Source organism: Pseudoalteromonas sp. AS71, from assembly GCF_038900275.1.
Classification (GTDB): domain Bacteria; phylum Pseudomonadota; class Gammaproteobacteria; order Enterobacterales; family Alteromonadaceae; genus Pseudoalteromonas.
In genome coordinates this window covers 255,087-273,270 of sequence record NZ_JBBMQZ010000001.1, presented here as the reverse complement: position 1 = coordinate 273,270, position 18,184 = coordinate 255,087, and the positions used below count along the sequence as shown (strand labels likewise).

Below are 18,184 nucleotides of genomic sequence, written 5' to 3'. Positions count from 1 at the left end.
TATTTTAAAGTGTTGGTTGTTTTTCTAACGGAATAGCCAACATATACAGCAATTGCAATAATGACCCTTCACAAATAGCCGCTTGCGCTTGCTCAACTACTTTAGGTTTACCATGTACAGCTACACCTAAACCCGCCTTTGCCATCATTACTAAATCGTTTGCGCCATCCCCAATAGCTACAGTTTGTGTTTTTTCAAGCCCTAGTTTTTGCTGAAGCGCCTCTAAAATAACTGCTTTTTGCTGCGCATCTATAATTGTACCCAGTACCTTACCTGTTAATTTATCATCTTTAAATTCAAGCACATTAGCGTGTACTTCATCTAAATTAATAAGCTCTTGAACGCGCTCAGCAAACGGTACAAAACCTCCAGAAGCTATTGCTAAATACCAATTATGCTGCTTTAAAATTTGGCATAATGCTTTAATACCAGGCATTAAAGGCAATGCATTTTTTAGCTCTTCAATTAAGCCTTTTTCAATACCTGTAAGCTTCGCTACACGCTGATTTAAGCTCTCGCTAAAATCAATCTTACCGGCCATAGCAAGTGCGGTTACAGAGGCAACTTCATCGTATACATCTGCAAGGCGTGCTATTTCGTCTATGCACTCAATAGTTATTGCAGTTGAATCCATATCCATAACCAATAAACCAGGCTCATATAAATTAGGTGGAGTAGCAACTTGCACTAATTGACAATCAATCGTGTTTGAAAACTCTTGAAGCACTAACGGGTTTATAGCTTGCTCTGCATTTTGCGCGTAAAAACACAATGCAGGTGCAAGCCCTAAATCTGGTTGATATTGGCATATAGCAGTGACGGTTTGGTTATGCGTAGCTAAAAAATCAATAATGCTAACAATGTGTTTTTCTTCAAAATCACCTGCAAACGCGATGCTGAATAACCCTAATGCTTTATTGGGAATATAATCAAGAAATGTAAATACACCATCACTAAAGCCAAACCATTTATTTAAAGTTAAGTGTTGTAATGGCTGCTCAGCAGTTGGCTGTGCCATGTTGATTTGCGACATGGGATCTCCGTGTTTATTTTTATTTTCCTGATAGTTGGCATATCAAAACTGGTATTCTCAACACTAAATTCGCCATCAGGTGGGGTTTAAGGTTATAGTTAGTGTAGTTGTAACATCAAATCAAAATGCTGTCAGCAGCATAAACGGTGACTATGAAAAATAACCATATTAAAAACCCTATTACCGCTTCACAAAGAAAGAGACTTGTTCGCTTAATACTTGCGGCTGGCTGTTTTGTATTATTAAGCTGGGTAGGCGTTAATAGTAGTTTTCAAAGTCATCAATTGTTATACGATAGCGCCGATAGCACTGCAAAAAGCCTCACTCAATTTATGGCTTTAAATGTTAAAACGCCGCTCATAGAAAAGAATAAACCACAACTCAACGCCATTTGTAACGATATAAGTAAAGATGAGTTTGTGCTTTCTGCCACTATTTATGATCAACAAGGCATTTTAATTGCCAGTAGTGACAATTGGCAATCACACCATATTTATGGACAGCTTCCCGACTCAACACCGGGTATTAGTAAACTAAAAACACCTTTTATGGAACCAGTGATAAGCGATGATGACCGCCCTATAGGCTTTGTGTCTGTTACTTATTTAACTCGCGCTGCAATATCCGACAGCCATAATCATTTTCATGACTTAGGTCGGCAGGTACTATTAATGCTAGTGATTGCGTGTATTTTTACGTGGCAGCTAGGACGTGGATTAAAACGTTGGCAGGTAAATCGCTATATGCAAAAAACATCTGAGCAAGAATCGTAAAGCTGCTTTGCAAGCGCTTCTCTATCGCTGTGTGGTTTTAAATCACATAACGCGTTAAATACATCAGGTATATGCAGCGGTGTGTTTATTTCACCTTGGTAACCACTTAACGGCATTGAAGGTGAGTCGGTTTCAAGCACTAAGTTATCTGGCTCAATAGCAGCAATAACAGCCCGTGTTTTTACTGCGCGATCATAGGTAATAACACCGCCTACACCAAGTTTAAAGCCGTGTTTTATATAATACTGCGCTTGTTGGATTGATCCCGAAAATGCATGAATCACCCCGCCATTTTTTGGCTTACACCGTTTAAATGATTGCGCAATTAAATCGTGACTTTGTCTGTGATGTACAATAAGCGGTAAGCTTAGCTCGTTAGAAAGCCTTATTTGCTGTTCAAATAAATAAGTTTGTTTAGAGAGGTTTTCAATACTTCGATCAAGCCCGCACTCCCCAATAGCTAACAGTTGGCGCTTATTTTCAGTCGCAAAATCAAATAACGCTTCTATGTGCGATTCTTTATGTTGTTCTAAAAAATAAGGATGTAGCCCAGCGGCTATTTTTATACTTGGGTAAGTTGCTTTGAGCTTTATGAGGGTATGCGATTGAGCAAGCGTAATACCTGGCACAACAAACTGATTAACTCCCTTTGCTACACACTCGTTTATGAGCGATTCACGATTTGAATCAAACTCGCTAAAGTCGAGATGGCAATGAGAGTCAATAAATTGCACGGTTACTTACTCATCTTTTTATTAAGGGTTTAAGCGTGTAATTTGCCAGCTGTTATCGGCTTGACGCTGATACATAAAACGGTCGTGCAAACGATGCGCTCCGCCTTGCCAAAACTCAATTTTAGTGGGTACTACACAATATCCGCCCCAAAAATCAGGAAGTGGTATTTCACCTTTAGCAAACTTGTTTTTCATATTGGCAAAGGTTTCCATGAGTACTTTACGTGATGACACCGGACGACTTTGCGCTGATGCCCACGCGGCTAATTGGCTTTCTTTAGGACGGGATAAAAAGTACTTTGCCACAGCAGAAGTCGGTAAGGGTTTAGTCTCGCCATACACAATAACTTGGCGCTCCATGTGATGCCACGGAAAGTGCAAGGAAATTTTATTATTACCTTTAAGCTCTTGCGCTTTACGCGAGCCGGTATTAGTAAAAAACACAAACCCGTTATCATCTAAATGTTTTAAAAGCACAATACGCTGTGAAGGCTGACCGGTTTCATCAACGGTTGCTACAACCATTGCTGTTGGATCGGGTAGTTTGCTTGCTACCGCATGCTCAAGCCACGTTTCAAACTGCTTAAACGGATCATCTTGCAAATTATCTTCGCTTAACGCGTCTTGCAGGTATTCACGGCGGATATCTTCGAGTTTCATAACAAGTCCTTTAAATAAAGCCTTAGAAAAGAGCTTATAGTAGCGAGCTTAAAACAATAGATGTTGAGTAATAACAAATATTAAGATTCAGGTGCATGCGATAGCAATAAACATAGAGTCTCAGGTGCATTCGATAGCAATAAACACAGAGCCTCAGATGCATTCGATAGCAGTAAACATAGAGTCTCAGGTGGATCGTTGGGTTTCGTTTCACTCAACCCAACCTATAACGTAAACTACACAACTCAGATATCTGCAAGTGTAGAAGTGCTGACAAGACGGAGTGCTTTTTTATGCCAAGGAGCATACATTTAGTATGTGACTTAGGCTAAAAAAGCACGACAACGCAGTCAAAGCGAACTACACGCAGCAGAAGGTGATTACATTTGCTCCATAACTTCAATGCCAAGTAAGTCTAATCCCGTCTCTAATGTTTTAGAAACCAAATTACACAGCACTAAACGGCTATCGCGCACGCTTGGCTCTACGCCTTCTTTAAGTACTGGGCAGGCTTCGTAAAATGTCATGTATAAGCTTGCTAACTCATATAAGTAACCACATAGTACGTGCGGTGTTGCTTCACTGATCATTAAATCAAGTACTTCTTCAAGCTGTAGTAGCTTAAGTGCTAGTGCTTTTTCTTGAGGCTCAACAATTGCTACGTCTGAATTTAATGTAGCTGCATCAACGCCTGATTTACGGAAAATACTGCGGATACGTGTATAAGCATATTGTAAGTAAGGGGCTGTTGCGCCTTCAAAGCTTAGCATGCTGTCCCAGTTGAATATGTAATCGCTGGTACGGTGCTTAGAAAGGTCTGCGTATTTAACTGCGCCAATACCTACTTTACGGGCAATTTCGCTGCGATCGCTATCACTTAAATCCGATTCACGTTCAGCTAGTTTTGCAGCTGCACGGTTGATTGACTCTTCTAATAAGTCAGCAAGTTTTACTGTGCCGCCAGTACGTGTTTTAAATGGTTTGTTATCGGCGCCCATCATCGTGCCAAACGGGCAAAACTCGTAACTTGTTTCGTCTCGTAATAAACCTGCTTTACGCGCTGTTAGCTCTACTTGATTAAAGTGTAGGTTTTGACGTGCATCTACAAAAATTAAGATGCGATCGGCACCTAATTTATTTGAACGATAATCACATGCCGCTAAATCTGTTGTTGCATATAAAAAACCACCGCCAGATTTTTGTACGATAAACGCAGATGGTTCGCCATCTTTGTTGGCTAGCTCATCTAAAAACACAACTTGCGCGCCTTGCGACTCTACAGCAATGTTTTTATCTTTAAGTAGGCTAATAATATCGTTAAGCTCTGCGTTGTACGCGCTTTCAGCCATAATATCGGCTTGCGTAAGCGTTACATTTAAACGTTTGTATACTTCTTCAGAGTGCTTAACTGAGGTTGCTATAAATAGTTTCCAAAGCTTTTCACAGTGCGCGTCGCCACCTTGTAATTTAACAACGTAATTACGGGCTTTATCTGCAAAGCCTTCTTCGTCGTCAAAACGTTTTTTAGCATCGCGGTAAAAGGTTTCTAAATCGGCAAGTGCAACAGTATCTAAATCTACACCTTGGCTAATTTGATCTTCTAAATGCGCGATTAACATACCAAATTGCGTGCCCCAATCACCCATGTGATTTTGACGTACAACCGTATCGCCTCTAAATTCAAGCGCACGTACAATTGAGTCACCAATAATGGTTGAACGTAAATGGCCTACGTGCATTTCTTTAGCAAGGTTTGGTGATGAGTAATCCACTACCACTTTTTGTGGGTTAGCGTGCTCGTTTACTGCAAGCTTTGCATCGCTATTAGCTGCTTTAACACTTTGCGCTAAAAACTCTGGCTTTAAATGAATGTTAATAAAACCTGGACCCGCAATTTCAGTTTTCTCTGCGATATCGCTTACATCAAGGTTATCTATAATTTTTTGTGCAAGCTCTCGTGGGTTGCTTTTCATTTTTTTAGCCGCGCCCATTGCTGCATTAATTTGGTAATCACCAAATTGTGGACGTGTGCTTTGCGTTACTGCTGGGTTTGTGCCTTCAGGTAAGCCTGCGCCAGCCATAGCGGCAATAGCTTTTTCGATTAAAATAGTACGAATGTTCATTATATTATTTACCTTTGTAAGCCCGCCTAAGCAGGCTTTCAGTTAACTGTAGTCGGTCAATTCTAGTTTTCGCGCGTGTGGTTAAACGTTACTTCTGGATAACGCTCTACCGATAAATTAAGGTTTACACGGCTCGGCGCTATGTAAGTTAAGTTATCGCCACCATCGAGTGCTAAATTGCTTTCGCATTTGCGTTTAAAGTCTTCAAACTTTTTAACGTCACTACACTCAACCCAGCGTGCTGTATTTACGTTTACACCTTCGTAAATAGCATCTACGTTATATTCAGCTTTTAAACGCGCTACAACCACATCAAACTGAAGTACACCTACCGCGCCCACAATTAAATCGTTGTTTATAAGCGGTCTAAATACCTGTACAGCACCTTCTTCAGAAAGCTGTACTAAGCCTTTTAATAATTGCTTTTGCTTAAGCGGATCGCGAAGACGAATACGACGAAATAGTTCAGGCGCGAAGTTAGGAATACCACTAAATTTAAGTTTTTCGCCTTGCGTAAACGTATCACCAATTTGAATTGTACCGTGGTTATGCAAACCAATAATATCGCCAGCGTAAGCATCTTCTGCTCGCTCACGATCACCCGCCATAAAGGTTACCGCATCAGAAATACTCACCTGCTTACCAATACGCACGTGGTTCATTTTCATGCCCTGGCTGTATTTACCCGATACAATACGCATAAATGCAATACGGTCACGGTGTTTAGGGTCCATGTTGGCCTGAATTTTAAATACAAAACCGGTAAAATTCTCTTCTGTTGCAACAATAAGTCTGTCTTCGGTTTCGCGTGGTAATGGCGTTGGCGCCCATTTAGTTAAACCATCTAAAACATGGTCAACACCAAAGTTACCAAGTGCAGTACCGTAATAAACTGGCGAAAGTTCACCGGCTAAAAACAGATCTAAATCAAATTCGTTTGATGCACCAATAACAAGCTCAAGCTCATCGCGTAATTGCGCAGCTAAATCTTCGCCAATCGCAATATCTAACTCTGGGTTATCAAGTCCTTTAATAGTGCGAACTTCTTGAATTTTATGACCTTGACCTGTTTTGTATAAAACAGCTTCGTCATTATGAATATGATAAACACCTTTAAACTCTTTACCACAACCAATTGGCCACGTAATTGGAGCACAGGCTATATTTAGCTCTGTTTCAACTTCGTCCAATACTTCCATTGGGTCACGAATATCACGGTCACACTTATTCATAAACGTAACAATTGGCGTTGTACGCAGGCGCGTAACTTCCATGAGCTTACGGGTACGGTCTTCTACACCTTTTGCCGCATCAATAACCATTAAGCACGAATCTACCGCTGTTAGCGTTCGGTAAGTATCTTCCGAGAAATCTTCGTGTCCTGGCGTATCAAGTAAGTTAACAAGCGCATTGTTATACGGGAACTGCATTACAGAGGTAGTAACCGATATACCACGCTCTTTTTCCATTTCCATCCAGTCAGATTTAGCATGCTGATTAGAACCACGCCCTTTTACAGTACCGGCTCTTTGAATAGCTTGTCCGAACAACAATACTTTTTCGGTGATAGTTGTTTTACCAGCATCCGGGTGAGAGATGATAGCAAAAGTCCTTCGCTTGCTGATTTCATTGATAATAGTTTGGTCTGCCATTAATAAATTCTTTTAGTTTGATGCGGGGTTGAATGCATTTAAATAAGCGCTTGCGAGTAAACCCGTAATGTTGATCGTAATTAACTACTATTTCCGCTGATTTTAACGTTATAAACAGCTGATAATAAAACGCCAATAGCTAATTTTTTAATAATGACAATTGTAACAGGAGTCGGTATAAAAGTGTGCTATCTAACTTAAAAATTTCTTGGCTTTATAATGAAGAGATGTGACTAGAAATATTTGAAATATGGTCAGCAATTAAATTACAGACCATTTTATAATTGTTTAAGCGATGATTCGTTGCTTTTTAAGCTTATTTTCACCGAGGAATTTATATAAGTATTTTATTTCACAACCTTAGATAAATTAGACTCACTAGTTAGCACGTACTCAACTCTAAATTAATAATTACTTAGCGCTCACCTAATACTTCAAAATCGTCACTTTTTAACTTTGCTTTTCCATCTGCTGCAACAACCCAATGTTCGCGATGAACAACACCATACGCTTGGTTCATTGTCCATTTAGCTGATAAAACATAACCATCATCACCAAGCATTTCCCATGTTACATCAGTGTATTGCACATTTTTAAAGCCTTGATCCATGATCCCTTGCCAAAAGCTTTCTATAGCAACCTCTCCTTTAAACATACCAAATGGGCGAGCATGCATTTCACAATCAGAAAAATACTGTTGCGCGCAGCCTTTTGCATCTTGGTTATTAAATGCATCCTGCCAATCCGCTATCCCTTGTTTGCATTTTTGAAGTACTAATTCGCTATTCATAGATCACCTGTAGTTAATAAATTACGCTTATATTAGCCATATCTTTTAACACTAAAAACAAAGATAATAAAAAATACAGTTTAGAAAAACAGAACAATAAATATGAGTAAATTTAAACAAATGTCGGTGTTTGCAAATATTATTGAGGCAGGTTCTATATCTGCCGCAGCTGATAAGCTTAATGTTTCTAAATCGGTAGTAAGCCAGCATTTAAAAGCGCTAGAGCTAGAGCTTGGGGTAACCCTTTTAAAACGCACAACGCGTAGACAAGCATTAACGGCAACCGGCGAGCTGTTTTACATACAATGTAAAGAGTTAAATAATATCGCGACTACGGCATGGGATACCGTAAAAACTCAACAAGCAGAGCCTACTGGCAATATAAAGATAACCGCCCCAAATGCATTAATGGAAACGCTTATTACCCCTGTTATTGCTAACTTAATGAATCAATACCCCAAATTAACGCCAGAGCTTGTAAGTGCCGATCAGCATATAGATTTTTTAGATCATAATATTGATCTCGCTATTCGAGTGGGTCCCTCAAAAGACAGCGCCCTAAAACAAAAGCGCATAGGTAGCTTTACTGACAGGCTGTGTATAAAAACGGGAGTAATTAAAAGCCCTAAACAGCTAGAGTCTAAAATATTGAATGCAACGCCTTACATCGCTAATACTTGGCAAGGGTTAAATATAGATCACACCTTTAAAAATAAACATGGAGAACTACTTCACTTCAGTACCCAAGCTCGTTGCCTTGCAAACTCTTTCCATAGTTGTTTATCGCTTATAAAAGCAGGAGCTGGAATGGGGCTGGTACCGGATTTTTACTTAAACTTAGTAAAGCCATCACTTGAGGTAATTAACCCCGATTACTCACTTAGTAGTAAAAGTATTTATGCATTAACGCCCTACACGCACAACATGCCAATCTCTGTAAAAATATGCATTGATGAAATAACAAAACACTTAAACAAACTTACAACTTAAGTTTAATAAGCGTTACTCCACTTTTTTAAATATATTAAGCATAAAAAGTCACTTTTACATGCATAAATATTGTAAAATTTATTCAATCACTAAAATACCATTTCAATAATACGTAACTTATTAAATTAAAATAACTTAATTATACAAATAAGTAGCTAACCTTAGCTAAATACCGCGCAATTAATGGTTACATTTCAGCCATCAAGACCGCTATAAGCTTGTTTAATAAAGCCGTAACGCATATTATTGGTAGATTGCATGGAGGATAAGTCGCTTGGTCATGAAAACCAGTAAGTTAAGTATTCGATTATTATGGTATATAACACCCCTTGTTATTCTACCGCTGCTATTTTTAGGTGGCTTTACGCTCACCAATGTAACTAATTCAACACAAAAACAAGCTGATTTAATAATGAGCCGTTTTGTTGAGCAACAACAGCAAAAAATATTTAACTATATCGACTCTTTTCACTCTACAGCAAAACTACTTTCAACTTCGCCAGTACTTAGCGACTTTTTAGCAAACGACATTCGTGCCAACGGTAACCACACCCGAAAACTTGGCGCGCTTATGGATGTATTTGCCAGCTACAGTGAAGCTTATCCAGATATTATTAGTATTAATTTAGTCTCTGCCAGTGGGAAAAGTGATGCTTACTACTCTAACAACCTAACTACTGCACCTAAAAGCTATCCATTTTTTAATCAAGTCTTGCAAAGTAATTTAAGTAAACAGCAATTTATGATTCAAAAGGATGACGGCACCACTAGTTTGTATTTTATTCAACGAATTTATAGTGTTGATTACTATTTAAAACGCCCACAGCAACTTGGTTTTATTGTAATACATATAGAGCCTTCGATACTTAACTCCAGTATTTTAGAAGCACCGTATAACAACACGCTTAATTTGATGTTAACCAAAGACGGTAAGATTTTATTTAGCTCTGACTACAACATGCGCGGCCAATATATAAGCGAATACGAACTCAACCAAATCCACGACCTGGCCGATATAGGCATGCTTTCGACCATTGAGCTCTCAAGTATAGATAAAATTGAGCGTATGATTTTTGCAGTACAAATGCCTGGCGGATATTATTACGTATCTACCATTCCAAAAGGTGTGCTTTACCAATCAGGCAAAGCTATAAGTTTAATAACGGGCTTAATTGTTATTATTTCAGTGATCACTCTACCAATATTAATTTTTGTAGTGGTGCGTAATTTATTACTTAATCCAATTGAGTTACTAGGTGCAGCGAGTCACCGTGTGGGTGATGGTGATTTGTCGGTGCACTTACCTGCGCACACTAATGATGAAGTGGGTGTTTTATTTAACGACTTTAACCACATGGTTAATCAAATAAGGCATTACCAGCAGCAGCTTGAAGAATATAAGCATCATCTTGAGGATAAAGTAGAAAGTCGCACCCAAGCACTTGAAGCTATGAACAGCCAACTTGAGTTGGCTATTGGCCAAGCTGAGCAAGCCAATCAACTTAAGAGCCGATTTTTAGCTAACATGAGCCATGAAATACGTACGCCGCTTACTGCTATTATGGGCTTTACAGAACAGTTGCTACACAATGGCAAGGTTGAGAACGATAAGCAACATCTCAGTACTATTTTACGTAACTCAAAACACTTATTAGAGCTAATAAATAATATTTTAGATTTATCTAAAATTGAAGCCGAAAAGCTAGCTGTTGATTTGTCAGCATTAAACGTAGTGCAGCTTGTGCACGACATTGAATCAATTATTCAACCACTGGCACAAGAAAAACAATTAACCCTTAATATTGACTATCAACTACCGCTACCTCGCACTATTTATAGTGATGTGACTCGCTTAAAACAAATACTTATAAACATTGCCAATAACGCCGTTAAATTTACCGAAAATGGCAGTGTGTCTATTTGTGTGCACTATTTAGAATCGAGTCAAAAGCTTGAGTTTGTAATTAAAGATACCGGTATTGGTATGTCTGAGCATCAAATAGAGCGTGTATTTAAACCGTTTGAACAAGCTGATGCAACAACTACACGTCGTTTTGGTGGTACAGGTCTTGGATTGTGTATTTCTAAAAATTTAGCACTGCTACTTGGTGGCGATGTAAATCTTGAAAGTGAAGTGGGTGTTGGTAGTCGCGTTACAATTAGGGTGGCGTGTCAGTTATCTGATGATCAACCCATGCTTGAATTTTTAACGCAAGACAGCCAGTTAATACCAGAGAAAGACCCTCTATTATCATTTGCCAGCAACAGCTTCGACGCCAATATATTAGTTGCTGAGGATAACCCAGATAACCAATTATTAATTAAATTACTACTGCAAACCTGGGGTCTTGAACCCGATATTGCCAATAATGGTGCACAAGCCGTAGAAATGGCACTCGTAAACGACTACCAACTTATTATTATGGATATGCAAATGCCTGTAATGGGCGGGTTAGAAGCGACTAAAATGCTTCGCCATGCCGCGTATGATGGCCCTATTATTGCCCTTACTGCCAATGTAATGAACCACGATATAGGGACTTACCTAGAGGCTGGTTGCGATAAAGCACTTGCTAAACCCATTGATAAAGATGCTTTGGAAAATGTACTCGTGAGCTACCTGCATCTTGAAAAAGATAATCAAAATAAATGGGATAGCCTATTAAAAAGCGAAAAATTCCAGCAAATTGCTGATAATTATTTAGCTAACTTACCTACATATTTAAAAGAAGTTAAAGCTCTGCAACATTGTGATGATTGGGAAGCATTAAGAGGTGTAGCGCACAGTATTAAAGGTAGTTCTGGATGCTTTAACTTTGATGAAATTTACCATAGTGCTGCGGCACTTGAAGAGAACTTAAAAAGTAACAATAAAGTGCCAAGAGACGAGCTGGTAAATGATTTAATAGCAGCCATTGAGCAAGCAATTAGCGACAAAGTAACCTAAAAGCAAACTTACAAAATGCAGTACTTTAGCAGCGCAGTATTTTAAATGCTAATTACCGACTTTAATTATGAAAAGTTTAAACCTAGCGCCATACCCATTAAAATAGCGTCTTCAAAGCCATTTTTAGCAGGGTTATCACTTGGGTAGTAGTTTTTACGAACTGACATCTCAGCAAAGCCTGCGCGCTCGTACAGCGCAATAGCACGTGTATTTGATTCGCGTACTTCTAAAAAGAGGTTTTCAGCATTTTGCTGCTCACCATATTCAATAAACTGCGCTAACAACTGCCTTGCAATACCCTTACCCTGGTGACTTGGTGTTACACAAATATCCATAAGTGTAAAATCAGGCCCCGCCTTTTCACCAATATAAAAACCAATCATGCTACTCTCATCAAATGCGGCAACATTAAAATACCGCCCGCCTATGCATGAACTCATTGTATTTAAAGTCCACGGATGGCTATGACACGCTGTTTCGACGGCCATTAATTGAGATATTGCAGTTTCATCTACTGGTTTAAAGTTTATCAAGGTGTTCACTCATTAAAGCCCATAAAGCACGCTTTTCAGAAGCGTTGAGCTGTGGGGTTGGCAATGTAAGCTCATTATCGTTTAATTGCATCTCACGGCCCTGTACAACACTATTTATAATAATAGGCTCGGCACTGAGTTTAATGTCTGCAAGTAATTGCTCATTGAGCGTTAAAGGACTGGCTATCGCACTTTGTAATAAAGTATTAGCTTGATCATTTGCTTGAGGACAATAATATTGATTGAGTTCAAGATTTTCTATATCAAAAATAGCTGCGTAACGTGGATGCATAACAACTCAGTAGATTAGACATTTGAACAATATAAGAAGTAATAAAAACGATGTAAAGAAGAAATGGCAGGGGCGGAGAGATTCGAACTCCCAACCATCGGTTTTGGAGACCGCTGTTCTACCAATTGGAACTACGCCCCTGCAATGACGACGAATTATAGAGAAGTTTCGCCAAAGGTAAAGAGAAAAATCACTCTTTTAGCTCAACTGCTTTTAAAATAAACAAAACGGTGGATTAGCATGCTAATTCGCTGTTTTATCTACTGTAGTAACACAATAAATACTTTTATTTAGCGCTCTGCCCAGCGAGGGTTATTAAGAATAGACATCATAGAAACATAAAGAGCATCAGTTCCATTCAAAAAGTTGGTGAAAAAAAACACCTAAAGTAACTGTCATTACTGTTTTCTTAACTAAATAAAACTTAGCGGATGAGTAAACATACAAACAAATCAATAACATTGATAGCATTTATGATACAGTTTTTCCTCCAGAAGATCCGCGCTCTATCTCTAAATTGCATATTTCATCATGTATCTTATTCACGCGGGTTATACACAATACCAATATGGAGGAGTTTTACTATTCGCTTTTGCGGATGGTTTACACCATGTTATATGAAGTTTAAATCAAAAAAATATAGTATCGATTCAACCGATTATCAAGTAGGTCAAGATAACGTCAGTAAATGGGGGATGGATATTCATAGTAATGTGTTTTCTATTTCAATTGGCTTATCTTTACTTTTCATAATAACTTTACTCGCCTTGCCACCTAGCGAAACAAAAGACGCTATTAACACGATAAAAAATGCTGCACTCGTAAATTTTGATTTCGTATTTATGTGGGGGGCAAATATACTCCTGCTTTTTGCTATCGGCATTGCAGTATCTCCGCTTGGAAAAATTCGCTTAGGCGGCGATAAAGCAACAACCGACTACTCTACCCTTTCTTGGGTTTCAATGTTATTCGCTGCTGGCATGGGCATAGGGCTTATTTTTTGGGGTGTTGCCGAACCAACCGCATTTTATACAGACTGGGCAGGTACTCCTCTCAATGCTGAACCATTTACCGAGCAAGGTCGAGAAATTGCCTTAGGTGCAACGGTATTCCATTGGGGTCTTCATGCGTGGGCGATTTATGGGATGACCGCATTATGCCTAGCTTATTTTGTTTATAATAAAGGCTTACCACTTTCAATGCGCTCTATATTTTATCCACTTTTTGGGGATCTAGTATGGGGGAAACTAGGCGATGTTATAGATGTAATGGCTGTTTTAGTAACTCTATTTGGTTTGGCTACATCACTTGGTCTCGGTGGTTCGCAAGCAGCAAGTGGGATAAGCCATGTTTTAGGGTTTGAAAATTCGCTACTATTGCAACAAGGCATCATTTTACTGATTATGGGCTTAGCCATTTTGTCGATTATACGTGGTATGGATGGCGGCGTTAAACTGCTTAGCAACATTAATATGGGCATTGCTTTTGTGTTTCTTGCTCTAATTGCTATTTTAAATTTTACTACCGTACTTGATTCTGGCTACACCGCAGTCGTCGGCTATGTAAAAAATATTATACCTTTGAGCTCAAGCACAGGCCGAGAAGACACTGAGTGGCTACATAGCTGGACTGTATTTTACTGGGCTTGGTGGGTGGCTTACGCACCTTGCTTTGGCATGTTTGTGGCACGTATCTCTAAAGGCCGCACCATACGAGAGTTTTTAGTATACGTATTACTTATCCCAACGCTTGTTACTACAGCCTGGATGTCGGTTTTTGGTGGGATAGCTATCGATCAGGTTATAAATGAAATTGGAGTGCTAGGCGCCGATAAAGGTATTACTGATGTATCACTTAGCTTATTTTATATGTTGGATGCATACTCTTTTAGTACAGTGCTTTCGCTTTTAGCTATCGCGTTGATTATCATCTTTTTTGTAACGACTCTAGATTCGGGCTCTATTGTGATAGATAGCCTTACATCAGGCGGTAAACTTGAAGTACCAATAAAACAAAAGCTAGTATGGGCTAATATTGCAGGTATTATTGCAATGCTAATGCTCTGGATTGGCGGTACTGAGTCTATTCAAGCACTACAATATATAACGATCATTGCGGCGCTCCCTTTTACGCTTATTTTATTACTTGGCAGTATTAGCCTTGTAAAAGGACTAATGACAGAGCTAGAAACACACAAGTAAAAACCTATCAGCACGAAGCTGTAGTCGTAAAAAAGCCCGTTTTATAAACGGGCTTTTTAATGAGCGACTATAAACTGACTAAAATAAGCTTATACGCTTATACGCTTATACGCTTAGCGTTATTCCCACTCAATAGTTGCCGGTGGCTTACCAGAAATATCGTAAACTACACGTGAAATACCATCTATTTCGTTAATGATACGGTTTGATACCACACCTAAAAACTCATATGGTAAATGTGACCAGCGCGCAGTCATGAAGTCGATTGTTTCAACACAACGAAGTGATACAACCCAATCGTACTTACGTGCATCGCCCATAACCCCTACCGATTTAACAGGTAAGAATACAGTAAATGCTTGGCTTACTTTATGGTAAAGCTCAGCTTTGTGAAGCTCTTCGATGAAAATCGCATCAGCGCGGCGTAATAAATCACAGTATTCTTTTTTGATTTCGCCAAGTACACGCACACCTAAACCTGGTCCAGGGAAAGGGTGACGGTAAAGCATGTCGTACGGTAAACCTAGCTCTAGGCCAATTTTACGTACTTCATCTTTGAATAATTCACGTAATGGCTCAACAAGTCCCATTTTCATGTCATCTGGTAATCCGCCCACATTGTGGTGAGATTTAATAACATGTGCTTTGCCTGTGGCAGATGCCGCAGATTCAATAACGTCTGGGTAAATTGTACCTTGCGCTAACCATTTTGCATTTTTAAGCTTTTTGGCTTGCTCATCAAATACATTAATAAACGTGTGACCAATGGCTTTACGCTTATCTTCTGGGTCTGACTTACCAGCAAGATCATTTAAAAACTGCTCTTCGGCTTCAACTTTAACAATGTTTAAACCAAATTTATTACCAAACATGTCCATTACTTGTTGGCCTTCGTTTAAACGAAGTAAACCATTATCAACAAATACACATGTTAGCTTTTCGCCAATTGCACGGTGAATTAGCATAGCCACAACCGATGAATCAACACCACCAGAAAGGCCTAAAATAACTTCGTCATCACCAACGGTTTCTTTAATACGCTCGATAGCATCATCGATAATTTTTGCAGCAGTCCACAACTTTTCACAGCCACAAATATCAATAGCAAAACGCTCTAATAAGCGCTGACCTTGATGCGTGTGCGTCACTTCTGGATGAAACTGTACGCCGTAAAAACGTTTTTCTTCATTAGACATTGCAGCATGTGGACAAGTAGATGTTTTAGCTGTTGTAGTAAAATCAGCTGGAATATCCATTACTTTATCGCCATGGCTCATCCAAACGTCAAGTATGCCGTTGCCGCCATCTGTAATATGGTCTTCAATTGCATCAAATAATGCACAATTGCCCACTTTTTCTACTTGTGCGTAACCAAACTCTTTTTTATCTGAGCTGTGTACGTTTCCGCCTAGTTGAGCCGCCATTGTTTGCATACCGTAGCAAATACCTAGTACAGGCACGCCTGCATTAAATACATACTCAGGAGCGCGCGGGCTGTTTTCAAGCGTTGTTGATTCTGGGCCACCAGAAAGAATAATACCTTGTGGGTTGAACTCGCGAATTTGCTCTTCAGTCACATCCCATGCCCATAGCTCACAGTAAACACCAATTTCGCGGATACGGCGCGCGATTAATTGCGTGTATTGTGAACCAAAGTCTAAAATGAGAATTCGTGAATCGTGAATATCTTTGCTCATGGAGTATCTCGTAAAGTCTGATGCTAAATGCCGCTTTGAATACCAATTTTATTAAACATTACTAATTTTTGCAGGCCAAATAACTCTCTAACCACGTTAAAAACTTCTTATTTAGAAGAAACTAAAAATCGAAATTTTTGCCTCGTTATTGAGCCATTTATCTGTCGCAATAATTGACCACTTTATTAATGCAATTGGTATTTATATAAACGACTAAAAAGAGGGCTTGCAAAGCAAGCCCAGTATATTAAATTAATTACGCTGCTTAACCTAAGCGGTAATTTGGTGCTTCTTTAGTGATTTGCACATCATGAACGTGCGACTCACCCATACCCGCTGAAGTAACACGTACAAATTGTGGTTTTGTATTTAGCTCTTCAATTGTTGCACAACCCGTTAAGCCCATAGCACTACGTAAGCCACCTACTTGCTGATGAATAATCGTTGCAATAGGACCTTTGTAAGCTACGCGACCTTCAATACCTTCAGGTACTAACTTGTCGGCTTCATTTGATTTTTGGAAGTAACGATCTGATGAACCTTCTTTTTGATCCATCGCGCCCAATGAGCCCATACCACGGTAAGATTTATAATAACGGCCTTGGTATAATTCAACTTCACCTGGTGCTTCTTCAGTACCAGCAAGAAGTGAACCCACCATTACACACGATGCACCAGCAACAAGTGCTTTAACAATATCACCAGAAAAACGAATGCCACCATCAGCAATAACAGGAATGTCGCGACCCTTTAAGCCTTCAACAGCATCTGAAATAGCTGTAATTTGTGGAACGCCACAACCGGTAACTATACGTGTAGTACAGATAGAACCTGGGCCGATACCTACTTTAACTGCATCCGCTCCCGCATCAGCAAGTGCAATCGCACCTTCAGCTGTTGCGATGTTGCCTGCGATAATTTGTAGGTCTGGGTATTCTTTGCGAGTTTTAGTAACACGGTCAATAACACCTTGAGAGTGACCATGCGACGTATCAATAAGTAAAACATCAATACCCGCCTCTACTAATGCTGCAATACGCTCATCAGTACCTGCGCCAACACTTACAGCAGCACCTACACGTAATCGACCTTGGTCATCTTTACATGCGTCTGGTTTGTCTTGGGCTTTTTGGTAATCTTTTACTGTGATCATGCCTTTAAGTTTAAAAGCGTCATCAACAACAAGGATTTTTTCAATGCGGTGTTCGTGCATTAAGCCTAAAATTTCTTCGCGTGCTGCGCCTTCTTTAACGGTAACAAGCTTTTCTTTTTTAGTCATAACGGTAGAAACAGGCTGTTCAAGCTTAGTTTCAAAACGCATATCACGACTAGTAACAATGCCTACAAGCACATTGTTGCTATCGGTAACCGGAAAGCCTGAAAAACCTTTTTCGTGCGAAAGCTCAATTGCATCTGCAATTGTTAAATCGGCAGTAACCGTTACAGGGTATGAAACAATACCTGCTTCGTAGGTTTTAACTTTACGTACGTTTTTCGCTTGTTCTTCAATAGTCATGTTTTTATGAATAAAACCAAGACCACCTTCTTGCGCAAGGGCAATAGCTAAACGAGCTTCTGTAACAGTATCCATAGATGCTGAAATAAGCGGCAAGTTAAGTTTGATACCACGCGTTAAGCGAGTTGAAATATTTGCCGTGTGTGGCAAAACAGTAGAATGACCAGGTACTAAAAGTACGTCATCAAAGGTAAGAGCTTCTTTAGCGATTCTAAGCATTTTGGCAACTTCTCACATGTGGAT

14 protein-coding genes and 1 tRNA gene are annotated in these 18,184 nt (G+C 39.4%); 4 read left to right on the top strand and 11 right to left on the bottom strand.

The window, feature by feature from the left end; translation table 11 throughout:
* Positions 1-4: 4 nt before the first annotated feature.
* Positions 5-1,033 carry a phosphoserine phosphatase SerB gene (gene serB / locus WNY98_RS01365; protein WP_342876913.1) on the bottom strand — a complete coding sequence of 343 codons (1,029 nt, stop codon included), beginning with the start codon at positions 1,031-1,033 and terminating at the stop codon, positions 5-7.
* Positions 1,034-1,185: 152 nt separating this feature from the next.
* On the opposite strand from serB, the gene WNY98_RS01360 reads away from it, so the two are divergent.
* On the top strand, positions 1,186-1,806 hold the full coding sequence (locus tag WNY98_RS01360) for an AhpA/YtjB family protein (RefSeq protein ID WP_007581635.1): 621 nt from the start codon (positions 1,186-1,188) through the stop codon (positions 1,804-1,806).
* On the opposite strand, the gene WNY98_RS01355 is transcribed toward WNY98_RS01360, so the two are convergent.
* The 5 genes from WNY98_RS01355 to WNY98_RS01335 all read right to left on the bottom strand — a co-directional run bounded on the left by WNY98_RS01355 (position 1,773) and on the right by WNY98_RS01335 (position 7,765).
* The gene (locus WNY98_RS01355; RefSeq protein ID WP_342876912.1) at positions 1,773-2,540 is read right to left on the bottom strand and encodes a TatD family hydrolase; all 768 of its coding nucleotides are present in this window, start codon (positions 2,538-2,540) and stop codon (positions 1,773-1,775) included. The genes WNY98_RS01360 and WNY98_RS01355 overlap by 34 nt on opposite strands.
* A gap of 21 nt (positions 2,541-2,561) precedes the next feature.
* Positions 2,562-3,200 carry a pyridoxamine 5'-phosphate oxidase gene (pdxH, locus tag WNY98_RS01350; protein WP_342876911.1) on the bottom strand — a complete coding sequence of 213 codons (639 nt, stop codon included), beginning with the start codon at positions 3,198-3,200 and terminating at the stop codon, positions 2,562-2,564.
* A gap of 380 nt (positions 3,201-3,580) precedes the next feature.
* A complete protein-coding gene (gene argS, locus WNY98_RS01345; RefSeq protein ID WP_342876910.1) occupies positions 3,581-5,323 on the bottom strand; it encodes an arginine--tRNA ligase in 1,743 nt (580 codons plus the stop codon).
* Between the two features lie 62 nt (positions 5,324-5,385).
* Positions 5,386-6,975 (bottom strand): peptide chain release factor 3, encoded by a 1,590-nt coding sequence (gene prfC / locus WNY98_RS01340; RefSeq protein WP_024598626.1) that lies wholly within the window; start codon positions 6,973-6,975, stop codon positions 5,386-5,388.
* A 415-nt stretch (positions 6,976-7,390) separates the two neighbouring features.
* Positions 7,391-7,765 carry an isochorismatase gene (locus WNY98_RS01335; protein WP_170071777.1) on the bottom strand — a complete coding sequence of 125 codons (375 nt, stop codon included), beginning with the start codon at positions 7,763-7,765 and terminating at the stop codon, positions 7,391-7,393.
* Between the two features lie 102 nt (positions 7,766-7,867).
* Between WNY98_RS01335 and WNY98_RS01330 the strand changes: the two genes are divergently transcribed.
* Both WNY98_RS01330 and WNY98_RS01325 read left to right on the top strand, forming a co-directional pair.
* On the top strand, positions 7,868-8,755 hold the full coding sequence (locus tag WNY98_RS01330; RefSeq protein ID WP_024598628.1) for a LysR family transcriptional regulator: 888 nt from the start codon (positions 7,868-7,870) through the stop codon (positions 8,753-8,755).
* Between the two features lie 280 nt (positions 8,756-9,035).
* Positions 9,036-11,702: a sensor histidine kinase gene (locus tag WNY98_RS01325; protein ID WP_170071775.1), complete on the top strand. Its 2,667-nt coding sequence runs from the start codon at positions 9,036-9,038 to the stop codon at positions 11,700-11,702.
* A gap of 65 nt (positions 11,703-11,767) precedes the next feature.
* Here WNY98_RS01325 and rimI read toward each other — a convergent pair whose 3' ends face one another.
* From rimI to WNY98_RS01310, 3 genes are all read right to left on the bottom strand, one after another.
* Positions 11,768-12,235, bottom strand: coding sequence for a ribosomal protein S18-alanine N-acetyltransferase (gene rimI / locus WNY98_RS01320; protein ID WP_024598630.1), 468 nt, complete (start codon positions 12,233-12,235; stop codon positions 11,768-11,770).
* Positions 12,222-12,527, bottom strand: coding sequence for a hypothetical protein (locus WNY98_RS01315; RefSeq protein WP_342876909.1), 306 nt, complete (start codon positions 12,525-12,527; stop codon positions 12,222-12,224). Before WNY98_RS01315 ends, rimI begins: the two co-directional genes overlap by 14 nt.
* Positions 12,528-12,591: 64 nt before the next feature.
* Positions 12,592-12,668, bottom strand: a tRNA-Trp gene (locus tag WNY98_RS01310).
* A gap of 476 nt (positions 12,669-13,144) precedes the next feature.
* Here WNY98_RS01310 and WNY98_RS01305 point away from each other — a divergent pair.
* Positions 13,145-14,728 (top strand): BCCT family transporter, encoded by a 1,584-nt coding sequence (locus tag WNY98_RS01305; protein ID WP_076923610.1) that lies wholly within the window; start codon positions 13,145-13,147, stop codon positions 14,726-14,728.
* Between the two features lie 119 nt (positions 14,729-14,847).
* On the opposite strand, the gene guaA is transcribed toward WNY98_RS01305, so the two are convergent.
* Together guaA and guaB are read right to left on the bottom strand one after the other, a co-directional pair.
* Positions 14,848-16,425 (bottom strand): glutamine-hydrolyzing GMP synthase, encoded by a 1,578-nt coding sequence (gene guaA, locus WNY98_RS01300; RefSeq protein ID WP_024598632.1) that lies wholly within the window; start codon positions 16,423-16,425, stop codon positions 14,848-14,850.
* A gap of 265 nt (positions 16,426-16,690) precedes the next feature.
* Complete coding sequence (gene guaB, locus WNY98_RS01295; protein WP_342876908.1) at positions 16,691-18,160, bottom strand: IMP dehydrogenase; 1,470 nt, start codon at positions 18,158-18,160, stop codon at positions 16,691-16,693.
* Positions 18,161-18,184 lie beyond the last annotated feature (24 nt).